The sequence below is a fragment of the Variovorax sp. FW301-JW7 genome (assembly GCF_058788795.1).
Genome location: NZ_JBYTBC010000001.1, coordinates 158,515 through 180,348, shown reverse-complemented (window position 1 = coordinate 180,348; position 21,834 = coordinate 158,515). Strand labels below are relative to the sequence as shown.

22 protein-coding genes are annotated in these 21,834 nt (G+C 66.7%); 4 read left to right on the top strand and 18 right to left on the bottom strand.

Annotated features, from left to right (window positions below; all coding sequences use genetic code 11):
* Nucleotides 1-132: 132 nt before the first annotated feature.
* From AC3WQM_RS00675 to AC3WQM_RS00645, 7 genes are all read right to left on the bottom strand, one after another.
* Nucleotides 133-2,004, bottom strand: a complete 1,872-nt coding sequence (locus AC3WQM_RS00675; RefSeq protein WP_492676511.1) for an ATP-binding response regulator — start codon at nucleotides 2,002-2,004, stop codon at nucleotides 133-135.
* A 58-nt stretch (nucleotides 2,005-2,062) separates the two neighbouring features.
* Complete coding sequence (locus tag AC3WQM_RS00670) at nucleotides 2,063-2,740, bottom strand: response regulator transcription factor (RefSeq protein ID WP_492676510.1); 678 nt, start codon at nucleotides 2,738-2,740, stop codon at nucleotides 2,063-2,065.
* A 65-nt stretch (nucleotides 2,741-2,805) separates the two neighbouring features.
* On the bottom strand, nucleotides 2,806-3,792 hold the full coding sequence (locus AC3WQM_RS00665) for a tripartite tricarboxylate transporter substrate binding protein (protein ID WP_492676509.1): 987 nt from the start codon (nucleotides 3,790-3,792) through the stop codon (nucleotides 2,806-2,808).
* Complete coding sequence (locus tag AC3WQM_RS00660; protein ID WP_492676508.1) at nucleotides 3,789-4,247, bottom strand: GAF domain-containing protein; 459 nt, start codon at nucleotides 4,245-4,247, stop codon at nucleotides 3,789-3,791. Before AC3WQM_RS00660 ends, AC3WQM_RS00665 begins: the two co-directional genes overlap by 4 nt.
* A complete protein-coding gene (locus AC3WQM_RS00655; RefSeq protein ID WP_492676507.1) occupies nucleotides 4,244-5,218 on the bottom strand; it encodes a Bug family tripartite tricarboxylate transporter substrate binding protein in 975 nt (324 codons plus the stop codon). The genes AC3WQM_RS00660 and AC3WQM_RS00655 overlap by 4 nt, the downstream gene beginning before the upstream one ends.
* Before the next feature lie 41 nt (nucleotides 5,219-5,259).
* Nucleotides 5,260-6,450 (bottom strand): M24 family metallopeptidase, encoded by a 1,191-nt coding sequence (locus AC3WQM_RS00650; protein ID WP_492676506.1) that lies wholly within the window; start codon nucleotides 6,448-6,450, stop codon nucleotides 5,260-5,262.
* A 63-nt stretch (nucleotides 6,451-6,513) separates the two neighbouring features.
* Nucleotides 6,514-7,758: a metal-dependent hydrolase family protein gene (locus AC3WQM_RS00645; protein ID WP_492676505.1), complete on the bottom strand. Its 1,245-nt coding sequence runs from the start codon at nucleotides 7,756-7,758 to the stop codon at nucleotides 6,514-6,516.
* 146 nt (nucleotides 7,759-7,904) lie between these two features.
* On the opposite strand from AC3WQM_RS00645, the gene AC3WQM_RS00640 reads away from it, so the two are divergent.
* Nucleotides 7,905-8,852, top strand: coding sequence for a LysR family transcriptional regulator (locus tag AC3WQM_RS00640; RefSeq protein WP_492676504.1), 948 nt, complete (start codon nucleotides 7,905-7,907; stop codon nucleotides 8,850-8,852).
* Here the strand turns inward: AC3WQM_RS00640 and AC3WQM_RS00635 are convergent.
* Together AC3WQM_RS00635 and AC3WQM_RS00630 are read right to left on the bottom strand one after the other, a co-directional pair.
* On the bottom strand, nucleotides 8,830-9,186 hold the full coding sequence (locus tag AC3WQM_RS00635; RefSeq protein WP_492676503.1) for a hypothetical protein: 357 nt from the start codon (nucleotides 9,184-9,186) through the stop codon (nucleotides 8,830-8,832). The genes AC3WQM_RS00640 and AC3WQM_RS00635 overlap by 23 nt on opposite strands.
* 86 nt (nucleotides 9,187-9,272) lie before the next feature.
* On the bottom strand, nucleotides 9,273-12,881 hold the full coding sequence (locus tag AC3WQM_RS00630; protein WP_492676502.1) for an indolepyruvate ferredoxin oxidoreductase family protein: 3,609 nt from the start codon (nucleotides 12,879-12,881) through the stop codon (nucleotides 9,273-9,275).
* Nucleotides 12,882-12,973: 92 nt separating this feature from the next.
* On the opposite strand from AC3WQM_RS00630, the gene AC3WQM_RS00625 reads away from it, so the two are divergent.
* Nucleotides 12,974-13,498 (top strand): Lrp/AsnC family transcriptional regulator, encoded by a 525-nt coding sequence (locus AC3WQM_RS00625; protein ID WP_492676501.1) that lies wholly within the window; start codon nucleotides 12,974-12,976, stop codon nucleotides 13,496-13,498.
* A gap of 6 nt (nucleotides 13,499-13,504) precedes the next feature.
* On the opposite strand, the gene AC3WQM_RS00620 is transcribed toward AC3WQM_RS00625, so the two are convergent.
* Nucleotides 13,505-13,912 (bottom strand): GNAT family N-acetyltransferase, encoded by a 408-nt coding sequence (locus tag AC3WQM_RS00620; RefSeq protein ID WP_159271371.1) that lies wholly within the window; start codon nucleotides 13,910-13,912, stop codon nucleotides 13,505-13,507.
* Between the two features lie 29 nt (nucleotides 13,913-13,941).
* Nucleotides 13,942-15,351 carry a DUF2130 domain-containing protein gene (locus AC3WQM_RS00615; RefSeq protein ID WP_095745864.1) on the bottom strand — a complete coding sequence of 470 codons (1,410 nt, stop codon included), beginning with the start codon at nucleotides 15,349-15,351 and terminating at the stop codon, nucleotides 13,942-13,944.
* 580 nt (nucleotides 15,352-15,931) lie between these two features.
* Between AC3WQM_RS00615 and AC3WQM_RS00610 the strand changes: the two genes are divergently transcribed.
* Nucleotides 15,932-16,573, top strand: coding sequence for a hypothetical protein (locus tag AC3WQM_RS00610; RefSeq protein ID WP_492676500.1), 642 nt, complete (start codon nucleotides 15,932-15,934; stop codon nucleotides 16,571-16,573).
* Between the two features lie 96 nt (nucleotides 16,574-16,669).
* Here the strand turns inward: AC3WQM_RS00610 and AC3WQM_RS00605 are convergent, their stop codons facing one another.
* Nucleotides 16,670-17,242 carry a hypothetical protein gene (locus AC3WQM_RS00605; protein ID WP_492676499.1) on the bottom strand — a complete coding sequence of 191 codons (573 nt, stop codon included), beginning with the start codon at nucleotides 17,240-17,242 and terminating at the stop codon, nucleotides 16,670-16,672.
* Nucleotides 17,243-17,244: 2 nt separating this feature from the next.
* Nucleotides 17,245-17,886, bottom strand: a complete 642-nt coding sequence (locus tag AC3WQM_RS00600) for a hypothetical protein (protein ID WP_492676498.1) — start codon at nucleotides 17,884-17,886, stop codon at nucleotides 17,245-17,247.
* Nucleotides 17,887-18,039: 153 nt separating this feature from the next.
* On the opposite strand from AC3WQM_RS00600, the gene AC3WQM_RS00595 reads away from it, so the two are divergent.
* Nucleotides 18,040-18,723 (top strand): class I SAM-dependent methyltransferase, encoded by a 684-nt coding sequence (locus tag AC3WQM_RS00595; RefSeq protein ID WP_492676497.1) that lies wholly within the window; start codon nucleotides 18,040-18,042, stop codon nucleotides 18,721-18,723.
* Between the two features lie 12 nt (nucleotides 18,724-18,735).
* On the opposite strand, the gene AC3WQM_RS00590 is transcribed toward AC3WQM_RS00595, so the two are convergent.
* From AC3WQM_RS00590 to AC3WQM_RS00570, 5 genes are all read right to left on the bottom strand, one after another.
* Nucleotides 18,736-19,194, bottom strand: coding sequence for a DUF4124 domain-containing protein (locus AC3WQM_RS00590; RefSeq protein WP_492676496.1), 459 nt, complete (start codon nucleotides 19,192-19,194; stop codon nucleotides 18,736-18,738).
* 83 nt (nucleotides 19,195-19,277) lie between these two features.
* Entirely contained in the window at nucleotides 19,278-19,562 is a 285-nt protein-coding gene (locus AC3WQM_RS00585) for a hypothetical protein (protein WP_070061194.1), read from the bottom strand.
* Nucleotides 19,563-19,573: 11 nt separating this feature from the next.
* Nucleotides 19,574-20,125, bottom strand: coding sequence for a YbjN domain-containing protein (locus AC3WQM_RS00580; protein WP_492676495.1), 552 nt, complete (start codon nucleotides 20,123-20,125; stop codon nucleotides 19,574-19,576).
* A gap of 37 nt (nucleotides 20,126-20,162) precedes the next feature.
* On the bottom strand, nucleotides 20,163-21,110 hold the full coding sequence (locus AC3WQM_RS00575; RefSeq protein ID WP_492676494.1) for a peptidylprolyl isomerase: 948 nt from the start codon (nucleotides 21,108-21,110) through the stop codon (nucleotides 20,163-20,165).
* Nucleotides 21,107-21,823, bottom strand: coding sequence for a hypothetical protein (locus AC3WQM_RS00570; RefSeq protein ID WP_492676493.1), 717 nt, complete (start codon nucleotides 21,821-21,823; stop codon nucleotides 21,107-21,109). The genes AC3WQM_RS00575 and AC3WQM_RS00570 overlap by 4 nt, the downstream gene beginning before the upstream one ends.
* Between the last annotated feature and the right edge of the window lie 11 nt (nucleotides 21,824-21,834).

The window sequence follows — 21,834 nt, the reverse complement described above, 5'->3', positions numbered from 1 at the left end:
ATTCGAACCATGAGACTTGAAATGAGACGGCTCTTTCTCTTTCCAATATCGAGAGGATGTACAGGGAGATTTGAGCTTCAATTCCACGGTCTATTCTTCTCACCCAACTTTGAAGTTGGCGCGAAAATCCTTCTATGCAAACGGCGATGGGTCTCTGAAGTACCGAGTCGCTGGCGCAAGACTCCGTGCATGCCCCGTGACGGATGTCAGTTCCGCCATCGCCTGCAGCAGCGCGGCAGCGCTCACCGGCTTGAACAGCATCGGCACCCCCGATGCCTGTGCACGCCGCAGTTGTTGCGGGGCCGTCTCGCCCGTGATCAGGAGCAGGGGAATGTCGAGCTGAAAGCGCTCGAGCAGGCGCAGGCCGACCTCGAGTCCATCGCCCCCGTCGGCCAGCCGGTAGTCGCACAAGAGCATCGAGAACGGACTGCTTTTCGCGTCCGGGTGCGTCAATGCTTCGACCGCATGCGATTCGTCGGTCACGGCCACGACATCGACCGAATGCGCTCGCAGCAGCGCCGCCATGGCCAGGCGAATCTCCGCTTCGTCGTCGATCAGCAGCACGGGGCCGTGCAGGTTCGGCGCCGCACGGCTGCGATGCCTGGGCATCTCCAGTTCATCGCGCAGCAGGTCGGCTGGCGCCGCCAGCGTTGCCTCGGCTTGCGGCAGGACCACGCGGAAATGCGTGCCGCGTCCCGGTCGCGAGCGCACCACGATCGGGTGAGACATCAGGTGCGACAGGCGCTTGACGATCGACAGCCCGATCCCGAGTCCACGCGCGCGGTCGCGGCCCGGGTTGTCGACCTGATAGAACTCCTCGAAGATGCGGTTCAACTGTTCGGGTGCAATGCCGACGCCGGTGTCGCGAACCTCCAGCCACACCGTGTCTCCTCGCCGCCGCGCGACCACGCTCACGCCCCCCTCAGGGGTGTACTTCAAGGCGTTGTCGACCAGATTGGACAGCAGGCGAAACAGCAGCTGAATGTCGCTGCGCACCCACATGCCGCTGGCACGTATGCGCAATTGAAGGCCCTTCTGTTCGGCGTGCGGGGCGAAGGTCTGGTTCAGCACCAGAAGCAATGCATCGAGTTCCAGCGCCTGCGGTTCGGACACGACAACGCCTGCATCGAGATGCGAGACATCGAGCATGGTGTCCAGCGATGAGCCCAGCGCGTCGACGGCGCGCATCAGGCGTTCGGCATTCTTTCTTTCAGGATGGTCATGCAGTGCGCTTTCCATGGCTGCGCCGAAAAGTGCAATGGCATGCATCGGCTGGCGCAAGTCGTGGCTGGCCGCGGCAAGAAAGCGGGTCTTTTCCGCACTGGCTCGCTCCACGGCGGCGATGCGTTCGCGCAACTGCGCAGCCAGCGCCTCGTTCTCGAACCGCAGGATCAAGGAGGCTGTCAGCCGCCGGTTCTGCTTCACCCCTTCGCGCAATGTCAGTATCAGATGCGCGAAGCCGAAAAGCGCCAGGAACCCGTGCAGCGCGCCACCGTGCCAGATCAAGGCAAGGATCAGCCCGCCCATCATCGGAATGCCGCAGCCGAACATGGCCTTCTTGAGCGGCCAGCGGGCCTGAACAGCCCGGGTCCAGCTGACCATGATCACGACGATCACCACGGTCGTCATCGCCGGGCTCTGGATGAGCACGAGGAACAACGCGCATGGAATCGCCGTGGTCACGCTGAGCAGCGTGACGATGCATGTGTAGCGGCGCGCCCAATGGCGGCTTTCGGACAAGGGGACATCCGGCGTCCACCGCGGCGCGAGCAACGCATACAGGTGCATCGACACGACGGCAGCGACCATGCCGATTACCAGCAGGTGGTGGATCGGATCGACGTTGAAGTACCCGAAGATGCCGATGGCAATGGCGAAGCCCATGTGCGCGCAGGTGACCGTCGTGTGCCCGGCATACACCGAGGCCACGTGCTCGCGGAGCACCCGATGGTCCAGGTCGGCGGACGCCGGGGCCTGATGCATCGATCGGGCAGCGTCATTCATGAGTGGGGCCCTTCTTTCGTCTCTTCTTCGATGATCGCCTTGCACCTCCTCCGGTGAATCAGCGCAGGCTGCTGATCAGTTCCGCCCGCGACTGCACGCCGAACAGCAAGAGGATCGTCGAGACATAGTTCTTCACCGTGCCTTCGCGCAACTCGGCCAACAGGGCGATCTCCTTGTTGGACTTGCCTTCGAGAATCATCTGCAGCACACGCGCCTGGCTTCCCGTCAGGGCGCCCAGGCCACCGCTGACGGAACGGTAGGGCACCCTGGCCACCCACCTGGAAGTGCCTGGAAGGCCGTCGACCACGTCCCTCCCGAGCAGGCCGCAGGCACGGATGAAGCTCACCACCTCCTTGAGGTTGGCCGACTTCGGCAAGAACGCGCGGGCGCCCTGTGCCAGCGCACTTTGAGCAATGGCGCTTTGCGCCAGCGACGTGGCGCCGACACCCGACAACGCGACAACGCGGGCCTGCGGATAACGCTGGAGAAAAACGGACACGCCGCTCAGACCGCGGGTATCGGGAAGCGCCAGATCGAGCAGCACCCACCCGATGCTCGCCTGAAAGCGCTCATACACGGCCAGTGCCTGCGCCATGCTGCTGGCTTCGAAGACCTCGACCGCCGGCCCGGTGGGCGAGGCTTGCGCCTGGAGCAAGGCACGCACGCCCAGGCGCACCAGGTCGTGGTCGTCCACGATCAGGATGGCTGACGCTCGGGTCGGCGCAAGAGTGCTCATGGCGCGCATGTTAGGGTCATGCGCCGCCGGCTGATAGTGACGAAAGTCAACTCACCCGCAGACCTTCATTCCTTTTTCAGCCCCATCTGCAGCGCCGTCTGCCCAAAGCGCGCAAGGTCTGCCCGGGCCCGCGCCGCTGCGTCGCCAGGCGAACTGCCAACCGGCATCCACCCCGCATCGATCAGGCGCTGGCGTGCCTCGGGCCGCGCCATGCCCTGGACGATCACCGCGTTGAGCCTGTCGATGACGGCCTGCGGCGTGCCCTTGGGTGCGGCCAGACCGAACCATCCCGAGGTCACGAAGCCGGGCAGCCCCGCCTCCTGCGCGGTGGGCACGCCGGCCAGCGATTCGCTGCGCTCGCGCGTGGTGACGAACAGCGCGCGCACCTTGCCGACCTGCACGTTCGCCACCTGCGCGGCGGCGTTGTCGATCATGGCGTCGATGTGGCCGCCGAGCAGGTCGGCGATGGCGCCGGTGCCGCCCTTGTAGGGAACGACGTTGGCCGAGATGCCGGCCGCCTTCATGAACATCATCTGCGTGAGGTGGGCCTGCGTGCCCACGCCGGCATTCGCGAACGACACCTTCCCCGGATTCGCCTTGGCATGCGCGATGAACTCCTTGAGGGTGCGCGCGGGAAAGTCCGGCCGCGTCACGACCACGAAGGGAATGTCGACCAGGATCGTGATGGGCGCCAAGTCTTCCACCGGCTTGTACTTCAGGTCGTACAGGTAGGGGTTGACGGCCATCGTTCCGCTGGCCACGAGCACCAGCGTGTGCCCGTCGGCGTGGGCGCGCACCACCTGCTGCAGCGCCATCGACCCACCGGCGCCCGGCTTCGCGTCGACGATGACCGGCTGGCCGAGCGCCTTGGCCATGAGGTCGGCGACCTGGCGCGTCATGGCGTCGGTGGCACCGCCGGCCGCATAGGGAAACACGATGGTGATCGGCTTGCTGGGGTAGCCCGGGCCGACTGCACGCGCCGCGGTGGCGAGCGATGCGGCGCAAAGCGATGCAGCGGTATTCAGCACGAAGGTTCGGCGAGGGATCGTCATGCGGGCATCTCAACGCATCGAAGCCGAAGAAGCAAGGGTGCCGCCTGTTCGGCGAAGCGCATCAGCGCGGGCACCATGTCGGGCTGGTACCAGTGTTCCCGGTGCAGGAGGTTCAGGGAACCGACAGTGCGGCCGTCGTGCCGGATCGGCACATTGATGGCAGACCGGCAGCCGAGCGCGTCGATCAGCGCATGGTCCGGGAACGCGCGACGGCAGTCTTCCTGATCAACGCAGATGCGCGCCCGGCCGCCCTGCACCACCTCGCGAAAGAAGTCGTTGTCGTGGTGCAGTGGCTTGGTGCCGCCGCACGGATACGCCACCGGGTCGCTCGTGTACAGGCGCCGGGACGCGACAAGGCTGGGGTCGATCGCCAGCACGGTGAACAGCCGGTGCCCCGGAAACCGCCGCAGCGCGTGGTCCAGCGCCTCGAAGGAAGCCGGCTCGATGGCACTCACTGCGCAATGCCCAGGCGATCGATGATGGGCCCCCAGGCGGCCGACTCGCGCTGGGTGAACTTCAGGACATCGGCCGGCGTCGACTTGACGCCGACCAGCATCTGGCCGGCCAGGCGCTCCTTCATCTCGGGCGTGTCCAGGGCCTTGTTGATCTCGGCATTGAGTCGCGCGACCGCGTCGCCGGGTGCGCCCGCGCGCGCCACCAGGGAGTACCAGCCGGGCACTTCCATGTCGATGCCCAGCTCCTTGAACGTGGGCACGTCGGGCAGCTGTGGCAACCGCCGTTCGCCGGTGACCGCCAGCGGCACCAGCTTGCCGCTCTTGACCAGCGGCACGACGCCGGCGGGAACGGTCGTCATGACCGGCGTGTCGCCCGCCATCACGCTGGTCAGCGCGTTGGGGCCGCCGGCGCCGCTGATGGGCACGTGCTGCATCTGGATGCCGGTGCGCGACTTCAGCAGCTCGCTCGCCAGATGGGTGGAGTTGCCGATGCCGGCGGATGCAAAGCTGAGCCGCTGCGGCTCGGCCTTGGCCATCTTGATGAGGTCGGGCAGTGTCTTCACGCCCAGGCTCGGCGACACGACCGTCACGAACGGCGTGTTGGCGATGACGGCGACACCGGTGAAGTCGCGCGCCGGCTGGTGCCCCAGCGACTTGTACAGGTGCGGGTTCCACGACATGTTCGAGACGCCGGCCAGGAACAGCGTGTAGCCGTCCGCAGGCTGCGAGAGCACGTAGGCCGCGGCCAGCGTGCCGTTCGCGCCGGGCCGGTTCTCCACCACGACGCTCTGCCCGATGCTCTTGGCGAGCACGTCGGCCAGCGTGCGCGCCAAGGTGTCCGGCCCCGAGCCGGCCGGCTGCGGAACCACCACCTTGATCGGTTTGGAGGGAAAGCCCTGCGCGAAAGCGGGTGCGGCGAGCAGCGAGGCTGCAACGGCCAACGCGGAAAGCATGGTGCGGCGGGTGGTCATGATGAAGTCAAGGTCGGTGGTTGCGAAAGGTGTGAGGGGTCTCAACCGACGGTGGCGTACTCGAGCGACTTGGGCGTGGCGGTGAGCACGCGCGGCGTCGCGCCCACCACGACCGTGTCGTCGATGCGAAAGCCCCCCACGCCGTAGACGTACAGGCCGGGCTCGGCCGAATAGACCTCGTTGTCGCGCAGCGGACGCTGGCTGAAGGCCATGTCCTCCGGGTACTCGTGGTGCACGATGCCGATGGCGTGGCCCGTGCGGTGGCGGATGCAGTCGGCAAAGCCGGCGCGCTCGATCACGGCCTGCGCCGCGGCGTCGATCGCGCACACGGGCCGGCCTGTCACGGCCGCGCCGATGGCCGCATCGGTCGCGTCGCGCGCGGCGGTCCACAGCGCCTTCTTCTGCTCGTCGGGGCGCCCGCAGAACCAGGTGCGCTCGTTCTCGATCGTCAGGCCGTTGAGCCGGGGAATCACGATGTTGACCAGCACGTCGCCTTCGCGGATGCGCGCGCCGCAGGAGGCCCCGTCGCCATGCGGCGAGGCCGACGCCGGGCCGCTGAGCGTCCAGCAGCGCACGACCTCGAACTGCTCGCCGGGGAAGCGCTCGGCGGCCTCCTGCACGAACAGGCTGGCCATGGCGCAGTCCATCTCCTGCACCAGGCGGCCGGGCTTGATCGCTTCGCGGTAGCGGTCTTGCAGCCAATCCGTCAGCCCGGCCATGGCCTGCATGACGGCCAGTTCCTCGGCGTGTTTCTGCCAACGCAGGCTGCGCACTTCCGCGGTGGCGACGCGCACGTCCAGGTCGGGCAGCAGGCGCTGCACGGTGGCCATCACGCCGCTGCCGGCATCCAGCGCGATGCGCGAGCGGCGCAGGCCGGCGCGGCTCAGGCGCTCGGCAAGGATCTCGGGGAGCTGCGACACGAGCGGCAGGCGGTTGCTCACCATCGGATGCTCGGCATAGAACGTCACGTCCGTGATCCACACCTTGTGCGCTTCCATCGAGAAGCGCATGTGGTTCGTGGACAGCTCGTTCATGACCAGGAAGCCCTCGCCCTGGCGCGGCACCACCGCGAAGATCGGCCGCTCCCAGGGCTGCACGTCGGTGTGGAAGTTGGTCGCGAACTGAAAGAAGTCGGCGGTGGTGAACACCAGCGCATCGACGGCGAGTTCGTCCATCAACCGGACCATCTGGTCGTGGCGGTACCGCCAGACGGCTTGCGTCAGCTTGGGCATGTGTCGTTTCCTTGAAGGGGCCGGAGGCATCCGGCGGGTTGTCTGAACAGCTCGGGGGGCGGGCTACAGCGCGTCGAACTCGACCACGCCGGCTTTCATCACCAGGGGAATTCGCTCGCCCTGCCCCCCCAGGCAATCGAGGTTGCGCATCGGGTCGCCGTCGACCAGCAACAGGTCGGCCAGCGCGCCCGGGATCAGCCGGCCGAGCCGGTCGCTCATGCCCAACACCTCGGCGCCGATGAGCGTGGCGCTGGCGATGATCTCGGCCGGCGACAGCACCTGCGCGCGCAGGCGGAACTCGTCGCTCTGCAGCCGATGCGACTCGCCCAGCAGGTCGGTGCCGAAGCCCATCTTCACGCCCGCCGCCTTGTAGATCTCGAGCGAGCGCAGCCCGGCGCCGCGCACGTCCTCCACCTTGGCCACGCTGGCGGGCGGCAGCCCCAGGGCCGCGCCTTCGTTGGCGAGGGCGTCGTAGGTCACCAGCGTGGGCACCACATAGGCGCCGTGCGCGGCCATGAGCGCGGCGGTCGGCGCATCGACCAGGTTGCCGTGCTCGATCGTGCGCACGCCGCAGCGCACCACCCGCTGGATCGCGGCCGGGGTGTAGGCGTGGGCCAGCACGTAGGTGTTGCGGGCCGCCGCTTCCCCGACGATGGCGCGGATCTCGTCCTCGCTGTAGCCCAGGGCATCGACCGGGTCGGTGGGCGACGCCACGCCGCCGCCGGCCATGATCTTGATCTGGTCTGCGCCCATCTGCAGTTCTTCGCGCACGGCCTTGCGCACGGCGTCCACGCCGTCGGCCACGCGGGCCAGCATGCCCACGCGGGCACAGTTGGGGCACACGGCGTTGGCCACCAGGTAGTCGGAACGCGCGCGGCCGTCGCCATGGCCGCCGGTCTGGCTCAGCGCGCGGCCCGAGACGAACAGGCGCGGCCCCTGCGCCAACCCCGACTGCACCGCCTGCTTGAACGCATCGCCCGCACCGGCGGCGTCGCGCACGGTCGTGAAGCCGCGGCGCAGCATGCCGCGCAGGATCGGCAGGCTGCGCAGCGTCGCCAGCACGTTGGGCATCAGCGCCTGGCGCTGCAGGTTCAGGTCGACGGCCACCACGTGCACATGCAGGTCGATCAGGCCGGGCATCACGGTCTTGCCGGCGGCGTCGATGACCCGCGCATCGCGCGCCACGATCGGCCGGTCGGACACCTCGCGGATCGTGTCGCCCTCGATCAGGATGTCGTGGCGGTCCTGCAGCTCGGGCTTCAGCGGGTCGAGCAGGCGGGCGTTCTTGACGAGGAGGGTCTGGGTCATGGGGTCTGTCTGCCGGGTTCCGGGGCAGGGGCGGTGAGGAATGACGGGATCGTAGGATCGCGTCACAATTCCGAAAAATTTATATGCTGAATCCGCTCCATTGACCGTATGAATGGTTTCAATACCCTCAGCCCACTCTTCTGTCCATGAACTACCGCAACGCCGATCTGAACCTGCTGAAGGTCTTCGAAGCCCTCATGAACGAAGGCAACGTGACGCGCGCCGCGTCCAAGCTGTCGCTCACGCAGCCCACGGTCAGCAACGCGCTGCGCCGGCTGCGCGAGACCTACGGCGACCCTTTGTTCGTGCGCAACGGCGCGGGCATCCGCCCGACGCGGCGCGCCACGGAGTTGTGGGCGCCGCTGGCGCGGTCGCTGCGCACCATCCGGGGCACGCTCGAAGGCGAGAGCTTCGATGCGTCGCAAAGCGACGCACGCCTGACGGTCTCGATGACCGACTACGTGGCCTGCATCGTCGCCCCCCGCCTGCTCGAGCGGCTCGGCGACCTCGCGCCGGGCATGCGGCTGCACACCCACCCCGGCACGGTGGTGGACTTCGGGCAGTCGCTGGACGACAACCGGGCCGACTTCGCCATCGGCGCCTACAACGACGACGTGCAGCGCCCCGGCTTCATGCGCTCACGCCGGCTGTGGTCGGTGGACTTCGCCTGCTTCATGCGCAACGACCACCCGCTGGCCAAGCTCGACAAGATTCCGCTGAAGAAATTCCTGGCCGCACGCCACCTCGACGTGAGCCTGGCGGGCCGTGTCGGCGGCGTCTACGACCGCGTGCTGCAAAGCCGCGGCCTGCAGCGCAACCTGGTCAGCACGGTGAGCCACTACTCGGCGGCCTACGAGGCCGTGCGCCGCTCGGACCTGATCGCCGTGCTGCCCTGGTCCGAGGGCCTGGAGACGATGCGCATGACGGGCCTGAAGCGCGTGGCGCCACCGGTGGCGGCGCCGGCGCGCACCGTCGAACTGGTCTGGCACGAGCGGCATGAGACCTCGGCGCTGCACCAGTGGTTCATTGCCCTGGTGGTCGAGATGCTGGCGCGGGAGCCGGCTGCGCGGGCTAAGCCCGGAACCAGATCCTGAGCGTCACATACATCGCGTAGCCCAGGCCCAGGACGCACCACGCGATGAAAAACATGTTGGCCCAGTACTCGCCTGCATGCGCCGCCAGGGTGTAGACCTGCCCCGCGCACCCCTTGCCGACGCAAGGCACTTCGCCGCGAACCAGGGCGCGCAGCATGGCGAAGAAGAGGTAGCAGGTCACGCCAGCGGTCAGCAGGAATCCGACGGGCCCGACCAGCCCCTGGGTGAGTTCGCCCTTCTCATCGCGGTACCCCTTGCGCAGCAGCTTCTGTCCGTACCTGTACCAGGCATATCCGAGCAGGAGCATCAAGGCGTAGTAGAGGAAGGTGCGCATGGGTCCTGTGATCGTCGGGGTGTGGCGGGAGTGAGTGCTTCGGCGAGGATCGTATCCGAGTAACTCACGCTCGCCACCCGCGCCCGCTACCGCGCACTCGCCACGATGGCGATGCCCCGAATCTGCCCGGCGCTGGGCGCGTCCACCGGCTTCGCGTAGCGCGATGGCGCAAAGCGGTGCAGCAGTTCGGCCTCGCGCAGGCGCGCCGAATCCAGGTTCGCCAGCTTCACATGGCCGAAGCCGCGCACCGACAGCGGCAGCGCCGCGATGCGTGCGGCGGTCGGCTGGTTGTCGGGGGTCAGCGCGGTGGCCATCTCCTGCAACAGGCGGTCGAAGTGCTCGATCAGCTCGCGCTCGGTGCGGCGCTCCGCCGTGTGACCGAACAGGTCGAAAGGCGTGCCGCGCAGGCGCTTGCCGTGGGCCAGCCACTTCATCGCCGGCAACATCCATCCCCCGAGGCGCACCTTGGCGGGCGCCTGCCCGTGCGCGGGGCGCGAGAGCAGCGGCGGCGCCATGTGGAACTCGAGCTTCAGGTCGCCTTCGAACTGGTCCTTCAGCTTTTGCAGGAACGCGCCGTCGGTGTACAGGCGCGCGACCTCGTACTCGTCCTTGTAGCTCATGAGCTTCAGGAGGCTGCGGGCCGCGTTGCGCGTGAAGGGCAGGCTCGCATCGCCGCCCTGCAAGGCGGATTCGACCGCCTGCAGTGCGCGAATACGCTGCTCGAAGCGCTGCGCCCATGCGGCGTTCTGGTAGCCGGTGAGATGGCGGCACGCATCGGCGAGCAGCGTTTCCAGCGGGCGGTCGTCGACCTGGTGCGCCGCCGCCTCGACCGGTGCCGCGCGCAGCTGGTCGAGCGCCGCCGGGTCGCCCGCCGCGAGCCGCCCCAGCGAGAACGCCGACTGGTTGGCCGCCACGGCCACGCCGTTGAGTTCGATCGCGTGCATGAGCGCCTCGAGGCTCAGCGGCACGAGGCCGCGCTGCCACGCATAGCCGGTGGCCACGATGTTCGCGGCCAGCGTGTCGCCCAGGAACTCCTCGGCCAGGCTCTGCGCATCGAAGGTCTCGACCTGTTCCTCGCCCGCGACGAAGCGCATCTTCTCGAGCAGCAGGTCGACATGCAGGTCCGCATCGGGGTTGCGCAGCGACTCGGCCACCGGAATCTCGTGGATGTTCGCGAGCACGCGCGTGCGCCCGTGCCGCACGGTCTGCAGCGCGTCGGCCGAGGCGCCCACCACCACATCGCAGGCGAGGATGGCGTCGGCCTGCTGCGTGTCGATGCGCACCTGGTTCAGCCGCTCGGGCGTGTCGGCCAGCCGCACGAAGCTCAGCACCGAACCGCCCTTCTGCGCGAAGCCCATGAAGTCGAGCACGCTGGCCGACTTGGCCTCGAGGTGCGCGGCCATCGCGATGACCGCGCCCACCGTCACCACGCCCGTGCCGCCCACGCCGGTCACGAGCAGGTCGTAGGGGCCGGTCCATGCGTGCGGCGCGGGATGCGCGAGCGCGCCCACGCGGTGCAGGAAGGCATCGCGCCCGGCCGCGAGCGCCCCGCTCTTGCGGCGCAGCTTGCCGCCGGTGACGCCCACGAAGCTGGGGCAGAAGCCCTTGGCGCAGGAATAGTCCTTGTTGCAGCTGGTCTGGTCGATCTTGCGCTTGCGGCCCATCGGCGTCTCGTGCGGCAGCACGGCCACGCAGTTGCTCTGCACGGTGCAGTCGCCGCAGCCTTCGCACACCGCCTCGTTGATGAACAGGCGCTTGGGGGGATCGGCCAGTTCGCCCTTCTTGCGGCGGCGGCGCTTCTCTGCGGCGCAGGTCTGCTCGTAGATGAGCACGGTCACGCCGGGCATCTCGCGCAGGCGGCGCTGCACCTCGTCGAGCGCGGCGCGGTCGTGGAACTCGGTGCCCGCCGGAAACTTGTTCTTGATGGCGTCGTAGTGATGGATGGCATCGCTCACCACCACCACCTTGGTGACGCCTTCCGACTCCACCTGCCGCGCAATGGCGTCCACGCTGATGACGCCGTCGACCGGCTGGCCGCCCGTCATCGCGACCGCGTCGTTGAACAGGATCTTGTAGGTGAGCGTGGCCTTGGCCGCGACGGCCTGCCGGATCGCGAGGTAGCCCGAGTGGTAGTAGGTGCCGTCGCCCAGGTTCTGGAACACGTGCGGCGTCTTCGTGAACATGGCGTGCGAGATCCAGTCGACGCCCTCGCCGCCCATCTGGATCAGGCCCGCCGTGCTGCGGTCCATCCAGTTGGCCATGAAGTGGCAGCCGATGCCCGCGCGCGCCGTCGAGCCTTCGGGCACCTTGGTGCTGGTGTTGTGCGGGCAGCCGGCGCAGAAGTACGGCAGGCGCTTGACCGCATCGCTCGCGTTGGCCAGCAGTTCGGGCGGCGTGAAGTCGCGCACATGCTGCAGGTGATCGCCCAGGTCGTGGTTCTCGGGAAAGTGCGCGGCCAGCCAGTGCGCGACCAGCTCGATGAGGCGCGAAGGCCGCAGCTCGCCGAGCGCCGACACCAGCGGCTGGCCCGCGTGGTCGTGCTTGCCCACGAGCACGGGGCGCGCCTCGGGCGGCGCGTTGTAGAAGATGTCGCGCAGCTGCGTCTCGACCACCGCGCCCTTCTCTTCCACGATGAGGATCTCGCCGAGCCCGCGCGCGAACTCCTTGAGGCGCGTCTGCTCGACCGGAAAGCTCAAACCGATCTTGTACAGCCGCACCCCGGCGCGCGCGAGCTGATCGGGCGAGAGTTCGAGCCGGCGCAGCACCTCCATCAAATCGTGGTGCGCCTTGCCGCAGGTGACGATCCCCACCTTGGCGTGCGGGCTCACGATGACGTGGCGGTCGATGCTGTTGCGTTGTGTGAAGGCGGCCACGGCCGCGAGCTTGTCTTCCAGCCGCGACTCGATGCGCAGCGACGGCAGGTCGGGCCAGCGGTAGTGCAGGCCGTCAGGCGGCGCGGCATGGCCGGTGGCGGCACGCACGGCATCGGCGTCTTCCCAGGCGGCCACGCGTGTGTTCACCGCATCGAGGTCCACCGTGCCCGCGCTCTCGACGATCTCGGACAGCGCCGCCATGCCGACCCACGCGCCCGAATAGCGCGACAGCTCGTAGCCGTACAGGCCGAACTCCAGGTACTCGGCCACGCTCGCGGGCTGCATCACGGGCATGCGCCAGGCCATGAAGGCGTGGTCGCTCTGGTGCGGCATCGACGACGACACGCAGCCGTGGTCGTCGCCCGCCACCACCAGCACGCCGCCGTGCGGCGACGAGCCGTAGGCATTGCCGTGCTTGAGCGCGTCGCCCGCGCGGTCCACGCCCGGGCCCTTGCCGTACCACATGGCGTACACGCCATCGACCGTGCGTTCGGGGTCGGACTCCACGCGCTGCGTGCCCAGCACCTGCGTGGCGGCCAGTTCCTCGTTCACGGCGGGCACGAAGCGGATGCCGGTCTTCTTGAAGCGCTCGCCGGCCTTCCAGATGGCCTGGTCGACCATGCCCAGCGGCGAGCCGCGGTAGCCGCTCACAAAGCCCTGCGTGTGCAGGCCGCGCGCCGCGTCGCGCTGTTTCTGCATCACCAGGATGCGGATCAGCGCCTGCGTGCCGGTGAGGAAGACCGAGCCGGCATCGGCCCAGAGGTTGTCGGAAAGTTGGTAGTCGGGCCGTCGGAGTGCGGCCGCTTCAAGTGGGGCGTTCATGCCCGGAATTGTTCTGCGCCCCCCCAAGTAAGTGTTTCTTCAATACACTGGCGCAGACCCTTGTTTGAAGAAAAATTCACTCAAAAACTGCGATGAACGCTGGTTCTATTTCTCTTGACGAGCATTGTCTCAAGATTCTTTCTGCACTGCAGCATGACGGCCGGCAGACCGTGCAGCAGATTTCCGAGGCCGTCGGCCTGTCGCCCACGCCCTGCTGGAAGCGCATCAAGGACATGGAGGCGGCCGGCGTCATCCGCGGCTACACCGCGCTCGTCGACCCCGAGCACGTGGGCCTGCACGTGTCGGCCGTGGCCGAGGTGAACCTCGACCGCCACAGCGAGGCGATGGTGCAGCGCTTCGAAGAAGCCGTGGCCGCGAGCCCGCAGATCATCCGCTGCGTGTCGGCCACCGGGCCCGCGGACTACATCCTCAACGTGACCGTGCCCGACATGAAGCACTACGAGCGCTTCCTGCACGAGGTGCTGTTCAGCCTGCCCGGCGTGACGCACGTGCGCTCGAGCATCGTGCTGCGCGAGATCAAGTCGGAGACGGCGCTGCCGCTCGGGCACCTATTGGATGCCAAAGCGGGGCTGGCGGGATCACGGCGGTCGCCGTAGCGGCTTCTAGCGTTTGCGCCGGATGACGTACGCGTTCTGCGCCAGCTCGAAGCCGAGTGTCGGGTAGTAAGACATCGCGTCGGGTGCCGAGAGCAGGATCAGCGACACCTCGTCGCCGATGATGGCCTGCGTGCGCTGCACGAGTTCCCGGCCGATGCCGTGGCCCTGGTACTTCTTGTCCACCGCCAGGTCCGACAGATAGCAGCAGTACGCGTGGTCGGTCAGCGAGCGCGACAGCCCCACCAGTTCGTTGTCGACCCAGGCCGACAGCAGGAGGCTGGGCGCGGCGAACATCCGCGCGATCCGGGCGAGATCGTTCGTGGGGCGCTTGATGCCGGACCGGTCGAAGACGCGGGCGACGTCGGCCGGGTCCAGGGGCACGTCCTGGCGGTAGTCGATGGTGATGTGGTTCATGTATTTCCTGGGTAGCGCCGGCGCCAGCGTCATTCCGTCTCGGAAGACCCGAGCTTCTTCAGTTCGGCGAACTTGGCCGCCATCGTCGGGTTGCCGCGCGTCAGCTTCTTGATCGTCACGTCCTGCGCCTTGTCGTTCGCAAGGCGAAGATTCCGGTCGGTGCCGAGCAGCGCTTCCTTGGTCTTCTGCAGGTGATCGATCGACTTGTCGATCTCCGCGATCGCCTTCTGGAAGTGGCCGTGGGCCAGGTCGTAGTTCCTGCCGAAGGCGGCCTTGAAGGTCTCCAGCTCGGTCTCGAACTTCGTGATGTCGATGTTCTGCGCCTTCACCAGCGCCAGCTCCGACTTGTACTTGAGCGAGTTCATCGCCGCATTGCGCAGCAGCGTGATGATGGGCAAAAAGAACTGCGGGCGCACGACATACATCTTCGGGTAGCGATGGAACACATCGACGATCCCGGTGTTGTAGAGCTCGTTGTCGGGCTCGAGCAGCGACACCAGCACCGCGTACTCGCAGCCTTTTTCGGTGCGGTCCTTGTCGAGTTCCTTCAGGAAGTCTTCGTTCCTGTTCTTCGTGGCCGTGCGGTCGTTCTCGTTCTTCATCTCGAACATGATCGAGACGATCTCGGTGCCCGCCTCGTCCGCGTCGCGGAAGATGTAGTCGCCCTTGCTGCCCGTGCGCGCGTCGTTGTCCTTCTCGAAGTAGGCGCGGGGAAACGCCATCGACCGGATGCGGTTGAACTCGGTCTCGCAGTGCTGCTCCAGAGTCTCGCCCACCATCTTGGTCGACAGGCGCGCCTTCATGTCGCGCAGCCGCTCGATCGCGTCGTCGCGGTCCTTGATCTGCGTTTCGTACTTGTCCTTGAGCGACTTCTCGGCGAGTTGCTTCTCGAGCTCCGCCCGCTCGAGGCCGCTCTTCCACTGATCCCGCTCCTTCTCGACCACGCTGACGGCCTCGCTGATCGCGAGCTTCTTCGCCACTTCGATGGCGTCGAGCCGGGCCTTCAGTTCCTGGATTTCCACGTCCTTCGCGGCGGCGCTCTTCTGCAGCTCGCCCACGTGCCGTGCTTCGGCAAGCGCGGTGGCGGCCAGCTTGTCCTGCTTGGCCTTTTCAAGCTCGTTGGCGAGCGCGTCGCGTTCCCGTTCCACGGCGCCCAGGGCCTCGCTCACGGCCAGCTTTCGCGCGACATCGCCGGCCTCGAGCTTCGCCTTGAGTTCCTGGATCTCGCCGTCCTTGGCGGCAGCGGCCTTCTGCAGTTCGCCGGCGGCCCGGGTCTGGGCGAGTTCGACGGCGGCGCGCTTGTCACGCTCGGCCAGTTCCAGCCGCTCGTGCAGCTGCTTCTCGAAATCGCCGTCGCGCACCTGCTTCAGGATGTCCGCGTAACCGGCTTCGTCGATCTTGAATGCCTTGCTGCAATGGGGGCAGATGATTTCGTGCATGGTTACTTACTTTCAGCCCTGAGTGTCTTGATGCGAGCGGATTGAATCCTCATGTGCAACTTCCAATTCTGTTCCTGCAACGAAGAGTTGCGCCGCATCGAATATATGCGCTCGCGCAGGTGCATGCGGATAGCAAGATTAGTGGCGTCGGCGCGTCGGCCTCAATAGAAGAGACGACGTTTTGATCCGTCTTCAACACCGGCAGTTGTGGCTGAATTGAAGACTCGATTTGAAGTGCGCCACCTCGTCACAAGGTCGTCATAGATTGGATTGGCACGTCTCATATGATCCGTCCTCCATAAACGAGGAGGAGTACATGAAACAGAGGGAGCATTGCGCCTTGTCGCGCGTACGAGCGGTGACGACGATGGCGGCCGTTGCTATTTCAGTGGCGGCATGTGGAGGGGGCGGAGGAGGTGGCGGTGGCGGCGGCGGATTTCCGTTGTTGCCAGTAGCGCCACCACCGTCAACTGGATCAGCTCCGCCACCTGCACCACCACCAGTCGATCCGCCCCCACCTCCTGCGGAAGCTCCAACCGCAGCAGCTTGCACGAACGAAGCAGACTTTCGGGATGGAACAGTGCTGGAGGCAGAGTTCCAACGAAACCTGATTCTCGAACCGGCACTTGGGGCAGAGAAGGTCTACTACAAGCTTGAAGGGCGCAAGCCGTTTGCTGGGTTCAATCCCATCGCGATTACTTCTGAATCTGACGGAGTCATTGTCGAACGTGTCCGATTCAGCGACACCGAATTCACAGACTTGGTCGATGGGAACGTTGTGACCTACGGCAGGCGCATTACCTTGCGCGACTCTACTGGGTCGAGAACCGATACCCTCGTTTTCGATCCGCCTCTCGCGCGTCCCTTGAACATGAAGCAAGGGCAAGATGTGACGCAAAAATACCGAATGAAGGCGACCTCGGTGTTCACTCCGGTAGGCGGTCCGCCCGGCGCTCCTGATCCTGAGCAGGTCTATGAACTGACGACGGTGTTCGCGTATGGCGGGACGCACCCCCTGCAAACCGCAGCCGGCAACTACGAGTCGTGCCTGCTTTACGAGAAAACCGTAAGTACAACCGCAGGAAAACCCTACGATCGCAACATGAAGATCGAAGTCCCAGTAGAGGGACCACTCCGGGGCCAGGTTGTGTCCAGGTCCTTGTTTAGCAGTGCGTATCCTTGGCAGGATTTCGTGGTGAAGGTCACCTATTCCTCGAAATAGGTCTGAAGGAAACCGAGGCCTGCCTGCTTCTGAAAGTCTGCTTCTTTCCGACAGTCGCAGGAGTTTCTTCGCCCGGTCGTCGCCCTTGGCTTTCGCCTAGGGCGACGACGTGTACGACGCGATGTCCAACTCACCCGTCGCGGGAATCAAGACGATCTGCCCTCGCCCGCTATCGATCAGATGATTGACCAAGCCCACACCCAAGCCGGCCCCGATGCCTGCGGTCAACGGAGTCGACGAGGCTGTCACCTCCTGCGTGAGCATCTGAATCTCCCAATCTTCAGGGGAACCTGATGCGCCCGGGATGTTAAGTTGGTAGTAGTAGAGCCGATAGCCATCGGCATTCTTGGATCGAGAAACAAAAAGTCCGCCGGGGAACTTGCTGTCGGGGTAGTTCACCTTGTTGGAGTTGATTGCGGGAGGCACTTGGACCACAAGCCCTGGCCCTCTGTAGTAATAGCCGTCGAGACTTTCGTATTCGATCCTGTACACCCCTGCATCGAGTCCTAGCTGGCCTTTTCCGTAAGTAAAAGCCGAGACCTTGATGGCGTCCAGCGGGTTGCTCGGCCTGCTCAGTGAGGAGATCGCAATGGTCGACGCGCACCCGGCCAGCATCGCCGCAACATGGATCGCAAGCAGCAAGCGCAGCAATTTGATTGGGCCGCTCATTCTCAGTTCGAGGAGAGTGCACGTCGCAGATCAGCTCCCGCCGGCTGATCTCTATGCACGGCGTAGTTCCCCTGTTCCGCCGCCACCAAGGCTCCGACCACGACGCCACCGATAGCGCCGCCAATCCCTGCTTGCAGAGGTGTGGCGGCAGGAACCGTAGCGGCAACCATTGCGGTCGTCACGCTGGCGTCCGGAAATACGTCCTGTGGAACCGGTGCTCGCCCTTCGGGGTAGGACTGCCACGAGCCGACCAACAGGAAAACCCTGGGCTCTTGAGTCGAATCGTGCGGAACATAGATTCCGCAGCCGAATGATCCGACGGTCTTTCCGACCATCGACTGCCTCTCTCCCCAACCCGCCTCGACCAGTGTTTGGCTCAGGCATTGAGCGGGACCCAAGTAGTACACGCCGATCCGATCCTGCTTTTGGGCTGCGTACTGGCCAGGAGCGAGCGTCCACCGCCAACGGATTCCTGTGACCCGGTAGTACGCCTCATAAGAAAAGGAATCCTTGACCCGCAGGGTCCGGCTTGTGTCTATGGATTGAAGGTTGTCGGGCTGAACACCTGCGCAACCGCAAAGTGCCAAAGCGATGCCCAAGCTCGCCACGCACACGGGCCATCTGCTGTATTTCGATGTACTCATCGGTTTCTCCTCGATCCGCTTGGAATCGTATCAGCGGGTAAGTGGCGAGCGAGGTGCAGGCCTTTCGAATGAAGTACTGCATTGACGATGCGCCTGGACGCCACCAATCAGTCCTTCCGTGTCAAGGGCACAACGTCAACATAGACTGCCTCCATGTCCCAACCCACCGCCGCCTTCAGCACGTCATCCACCACCAACAACTACGCCGAGAAAACCGCCCGCCTGGTGCCAGGCCTGCACGACCTGCAGACAATGGCGACCCTGCTCGTCGCCGAGCGTGCGCCGGATGCGGCCAAGGTGCTGGTCATCGGCGCCGGCGGTGGCATGGAGTTGGAGGTGCTCGCGCAGGCGCATCCCCGATGGCATTTCGTCGGCGTCGATCCGTCGCAGCCCATGCTCGACCTCGCCGCGGAAACGCTCGGTGCGCTCGCCGAGCGGGTCACGCTGCACCACGGCTACACCGACACCGCACCCGAAGGCCCGTTCGATGCAGCGACCTGCCTGTTGACGATGCACTTCCTGACGCTCGATGAACGCAGGTCGACGCTGATGGAAATTCGCCGTCGACTGAAGCCCGGTGCACCGTTCGTCATGGCGCATCTCAGTTTTCCCCAGGCGGATGGGGAGCGAGAGCTGTGGCTCTCGCGCTACGTCGCCTTCGCGGCAGCTTCCGGCGTCGATCCGGACAACGCGCGCAAGGCGGCCTCCGCGATCGATTCGACGCTGACGCTGCTCAGCCCGGAACAGGAAGAGGCACTGCTGGAGGAGACGGGCTTCGCCAACGTCCGCTTGTTCTATGCGGGCATGGCATTCAGAGGCTGGGTCGCCAACGCCTGAGCGACATCTCCCTCACCGCGCGTTGCAAAACGCCTTGATGTCGTTCTGCGCCACCTCGCGATCGTAGGCGTCGGTGGGCTTGTTGCGGCGCGCTCGGGCACCGCTGAGGATGTCCCGCGCCAGCGCGCATCGCGAGGCATTCGTGCCGTGGTCGATGCCGTCCGAAACCGCCTTGGGTCCCTTGCGTTCGGGTGGGCCAGGGGGCCAAGGCGACTTCGTCGACGTGGGGAGGCCGGACCGGTCACGTGGGCGCCAGTCACTTGTGGGCGGCGTGAAGGTATTCGACGTGTCGGGTGGCGGGGAGACTTTCAGTTCCTCGGTCCTGGCGTCGCCTGCATCGGCCTTGCGCTCGGTGTAGTGCGTCTGGCCTTTGGCGTCGACCCACTTGTAGATCTCCGCATGGCCCATGGAGGAAAGGAGCACGGACGTGAAGGCGCCCAGTGCAACCCGACGCAGTCCTGAAGTTTTCATTCCGTGGCTACCAGCAAGTGGCGAGATCGAACGAAGAGGTCGGGCGATTCTGCCCTACCCTTCGCGGCCCCACCGCCACGCCCTCAACGCTCCAGATCGCGATCGAGCGAGGCGCCCCCGTCCCCCACCTGCCGCCACGCAGGCGCCAGCGCCTTGCGCGCCGCATTGAGTTCGGCCATCGAGATGTGCAGCTCCGCCATGGTCTGCACCAGCAGCTCGAGCAGCGCGGCGCGCTGGCGCAGCCGCACGGTTTCGGCGCGGCGTGCGCGTTGGGCCTGGCGCGCCGCGGCCTGGATGGCGCGACCCGTGGGCGAGTCGTGCGAGGGATGGTGGTGGTCGTCCACGGACAGGCCGGATGCGGCGCGCATGGGCAGTGGCATCACGCGGCGGCGGGCACACCCTGGACGGCGGCGGTGGCAGCAGCAGCGGCGTCGGCATTCGCCGCATCGCCGCGCGTCTCGGCGGCGGGGCCGTAGTTGCGCAGGTGCAGGAAGAACTCGCCCATCATCTGCATCCACAGGCGCACGGCAAAAGCCAGGTAGGCGGGGCTGACGCCGCCGGCCACGACCACGTCCATCTCGAGCACGACGAAGTCGCCGTGTTGCGCCACGCGCGCAAAGCGCTTGCTGCGGTGCCAGGCGGCGAGCACGGCCTCGGGCAGCGTGCCGCCCTGCACGCGCAGCGGGCAGCTCAGGGTGAAGTCGGTGTACTGGGTGGTGGTGACGGCATTGCCCCACAGCACCTGGAAGCCGATGCCGTGGCTGGCGCTGTGCAGGCGCACCACGCCATCCTGTTCGATGGCGGTGACAGCGCCGCCGGCGGCCTTGATGGCGTCCGACACCTGGTCAGGCGTGACGGCGTCGAGCATGTCGAAAGGCACCGGCGTGGCGGCCTGGTCGTCGGCTTGCGGGATCGTGGCGGTGGTGTTCATGGTGTGGTTCTTCTTTCAGGAAAAAGGGGAAACGGGTTCAGTTGGTTTTCTTGAGCGCGGCGTCGAGCGCGGCGCTGTCGATGCTCAGTTGCGCCGGCGGCGCCAGCTGGGCCATGTAGGCCTGCACGAGTTGCTGCTGCCGCTGCTGGCGCAGCGCGGCCTGCAGTTGCGGCTTCATTTCCTCGAGGGTGGCGGTGCGCGCAGGCTGGATGTCCAGCAGCTTGACGATGTGAAAGCCGGCCTCGGCCTGCACCGGTTCGCTGACCTGGCCCTGCTTGAGCCTGGCCACGGTGTCGCGCAGCTCGGGCAGGATGCGCGCGAGCGGCAGCGTGTCGACCTCGCCGCCGCGCTCGGCGCTGCGACGGTCCTGCGAGCTGGTGCGCGCCACGGCGGCGAAGTCGCCGCTGCGGGCCTGCTTGGCGAGGCGGTTGGCTTCGTCGCGCACCTTGGCGATGGCGGCCGGGTCGCGTTCGGGCGTGGCCAGGTAGATCTGTGCCACGCGGTAGGCGGCCGGCAGGTTGAAGCCGGTCTTGCCCTGGTCGTAGGCGGCCTTCACCTCGGCGTCCGACGGAAAGCCCGCGGGCACCTGGCTCACAGATTCGAGGTAGCTGGTGGCGACGATGCGCGCGGTGATCTCGCGCGTGGCGGCGTCGATCTTGGCCTTCACATCGGGCCGGTCGGCCCAGCCCTTGGCGCGGGCGTCGCGCAGCAGCGCTTCGCTCACGAGGCGCTGGCGCAGCCAGCCGTCGAGGCCCGCGCGGTCGGCCTTGACGGCAGCGCGTTCGGTCTCGGGCAGGGTCTGCAGCAGCTTCTCGACCTCGTCGGGGCCGATGGTCACTTCGCCGATGCGCGCGACCACGGCGGGGCCGGGCGCGGCGGGTTGCTGGGCGGCGGCCACGCCGACCGACGAGACGAGCAGCACGCCGGCTGCCGCGCGCAGGCGTCGGCCGAGGCCGGCTGCGGAAGTGGATTGGGTCTGGGTCATTGGGGCTTTCCTTCCGTAGCGGAGGCAGCGGCCGCTGGCGCCGGCGCGCTCACCGCGCGCACGTCGAAGCGGCTCTCGTAGAGCTTGTCGCCGTACTGCTGCGCGATCTGTTCGTACTTGACGCGGCTTTGCGCCGCGAAGGGCTGGCGCGAGGCGAGCACGCTGCCCACGTCCATGGTTTCGTAGGCGCGCAGCACTTCCTGCCCGACGGCATACAGCTGCGTGTTTTTGGCCTCGCACTGCGTGAGCGCGGTGCGCTGCAGCGCGGCCTCGCCGGCCAGGCGCTGGCGCTCGGCCTCGGAGGCGCGCGCCATCTTCAGCAGCTCGTCGTAGGCGCCGCGGAACTGCGCGATCTGCGCGCCCGCCTTCTCGCTGGCGGCCTGGGCCTGCTCGCGCAGCTGCGCGTTGCCGGCGCTGACCTGCCCGCGCGCGTGGCGCTCGGACGCGAGCTGGGCCTGGCTGGCGGCAAGTTCCTTCTTCAGCGTCTCGAGCTCGGACGCGGGAGCTGCAACGCCAGGCGCCTTACCCGCGGGCTGGCCGGCCTTGAGCGCGGCCAGCTCGTTCTGCGCCTGCTGCAGCTGGGTGGTGGTGGTGCGCAGCTGCGCACGCAGCCGCTCCTCCATGCTCTGGCCCTGCGGCTGCTGGGCCTGCGCGACGCCGGCCGTGGCGGCCAGCGCGGCCAGGGCCAGCGCCGGGAAGATCGTTCGGGACACGGCGGACTCCT

Bases quoted from the DNA above. Each gene is read 5' to 3' on its own strand.
- AC3WQM_RS00640 (WP_492676504.1), top strand. From the start codon at position 7,905: ATGAACTACCGCAACGCCGATCTGAACCTGCTGAAGGTCTTCGAAGCC.
- AC3WQM_RS00575 (WP_492676494.1), bottom strand. From the start codon at position 21,110: ATGACCCAGACCCAATCCACTTCCGCAGCCGGCCTCGGCCGACGCCTG.
- AC3WQM_RS00650 (WP_492676506.1), bottom strand. From the start codon at position 6,450: ATGCCCAAGCTGACGCAAGCCGTCTGGCGGTACCGCCACGACCAGATG.
- AC3WQM_RS00620 (WP_159271371.1), bottom strand. From the start codon at position 13,912: ATGAACCACATCACCATCGACTACCGCCAGGACGTGCCCCTGGACCCG.
- AC3WQM_RS00635 (WP_492676503.1), bottom strand. From the start codon at position 9,186: ATGCGCACCTTCCTCTACTACGCCTTGATGCTCCTGCTCGGATATGCC.
- AC3WQM_RS00590 (WP_492676496.1), bottom strand. From the start codon at position 19,194: ATGAAAACTTCAGGACTGCGTCGGGTTGCACTGGGCGCCTTCACGTCC.
- AC3WQM_RS00600 (WP_492676498.1), bottom strand. From the start codon at position 17,886: ATGAGTACATCGAAATACAGCAGATGGCCCGTGTGCGTGGCGAGCTTG.
- AC3WQM_RS00605 (WP_492676499.1), bottom strand. From the start codon at position 17,242: ATGAGCGGCCCAATCAAATTGCTGCGCTTGCTGCTTGCGATCCATGTT.
- AC3WQM_RS00625 (WP_492676501.1), top strand. From the start codon at position 12,974: ATGAACGCTGGTTCTATTTCTCTTGACGAGCATTGTCTCAAGATTCTT.
- AC3WQM_RS00665 (WP_492676509.1), bottom strand. From the start codon at position 3,792: ATGACGATCCCTCGCCGAACCTTCGTGCTGAATACCGCTGCATCGCTT.
- AC3WQM_RS00675 (WP_492676511.1), bottom strand. From the start codon at position 2,004: ATGAATGACGCTGCCCGATCGATGCATCAGGCCCCGGCGTCCGCCGAC.
- AC3WQM_RS00645 (WP_492676505.1), bottom strand. From the start codon at position 7,758: ATGACCCAGACCCTCCTCGTCAAGAACGCCCGCCTGCTCGACCCGCTG.
- AC3WQM_RS00580 (WP_492676495.1), bottom strand. From the start codon at position 20,125: ATGAACACCACCGCCACGATCCCGCAAGCCGACGACCAGGCCGCCACG.
- AC3WQM_RS00595 (WP_492676497.1), top strand. From the start codon at position 18,040: ATGTCCCAACCCACCGCCGCCTTCAGCACGTCATCCACCACCAACAAC.
- AC3WQM_RS00670 (WP_492676510.1), bottom strand. From the start codon at position 2,740: ATGAGCACTCTTGCGCCGACCCGAGCGTCAGCCATCCTGATCGTGGAC.
- AC3WQM_RS00655 (WP_492676507.1), bottom strand. From the start codon at position 5,218: ATGACCACCCGCCGCACCATGCTTTCCGCGTTGGCCGTTGCAGCCTCG.
- AC3WQM_RS00615 (WP_095745864.1), bottom strand. From the start codon at position 15,351: ATGCACGAAATCATCTGCCCCCATTGCAGCAAGGCATTCAAGATCGAC.
- AC3WQM_RS00630 (WP_492676502.1), bottom strand. From the start codon at position 12,881: ATGAACGCCCCACTTGAAGCGGCCGCACTCCGACGGCCCGACTACCAA.
- AC3WQM_RS00585 (WP_070061194.1), bottom strand. From the start codon at position 19,562: ATGCGCGCCGCATCCGGCCTGTCCGTGGACGACCACCACCATCCCTCG.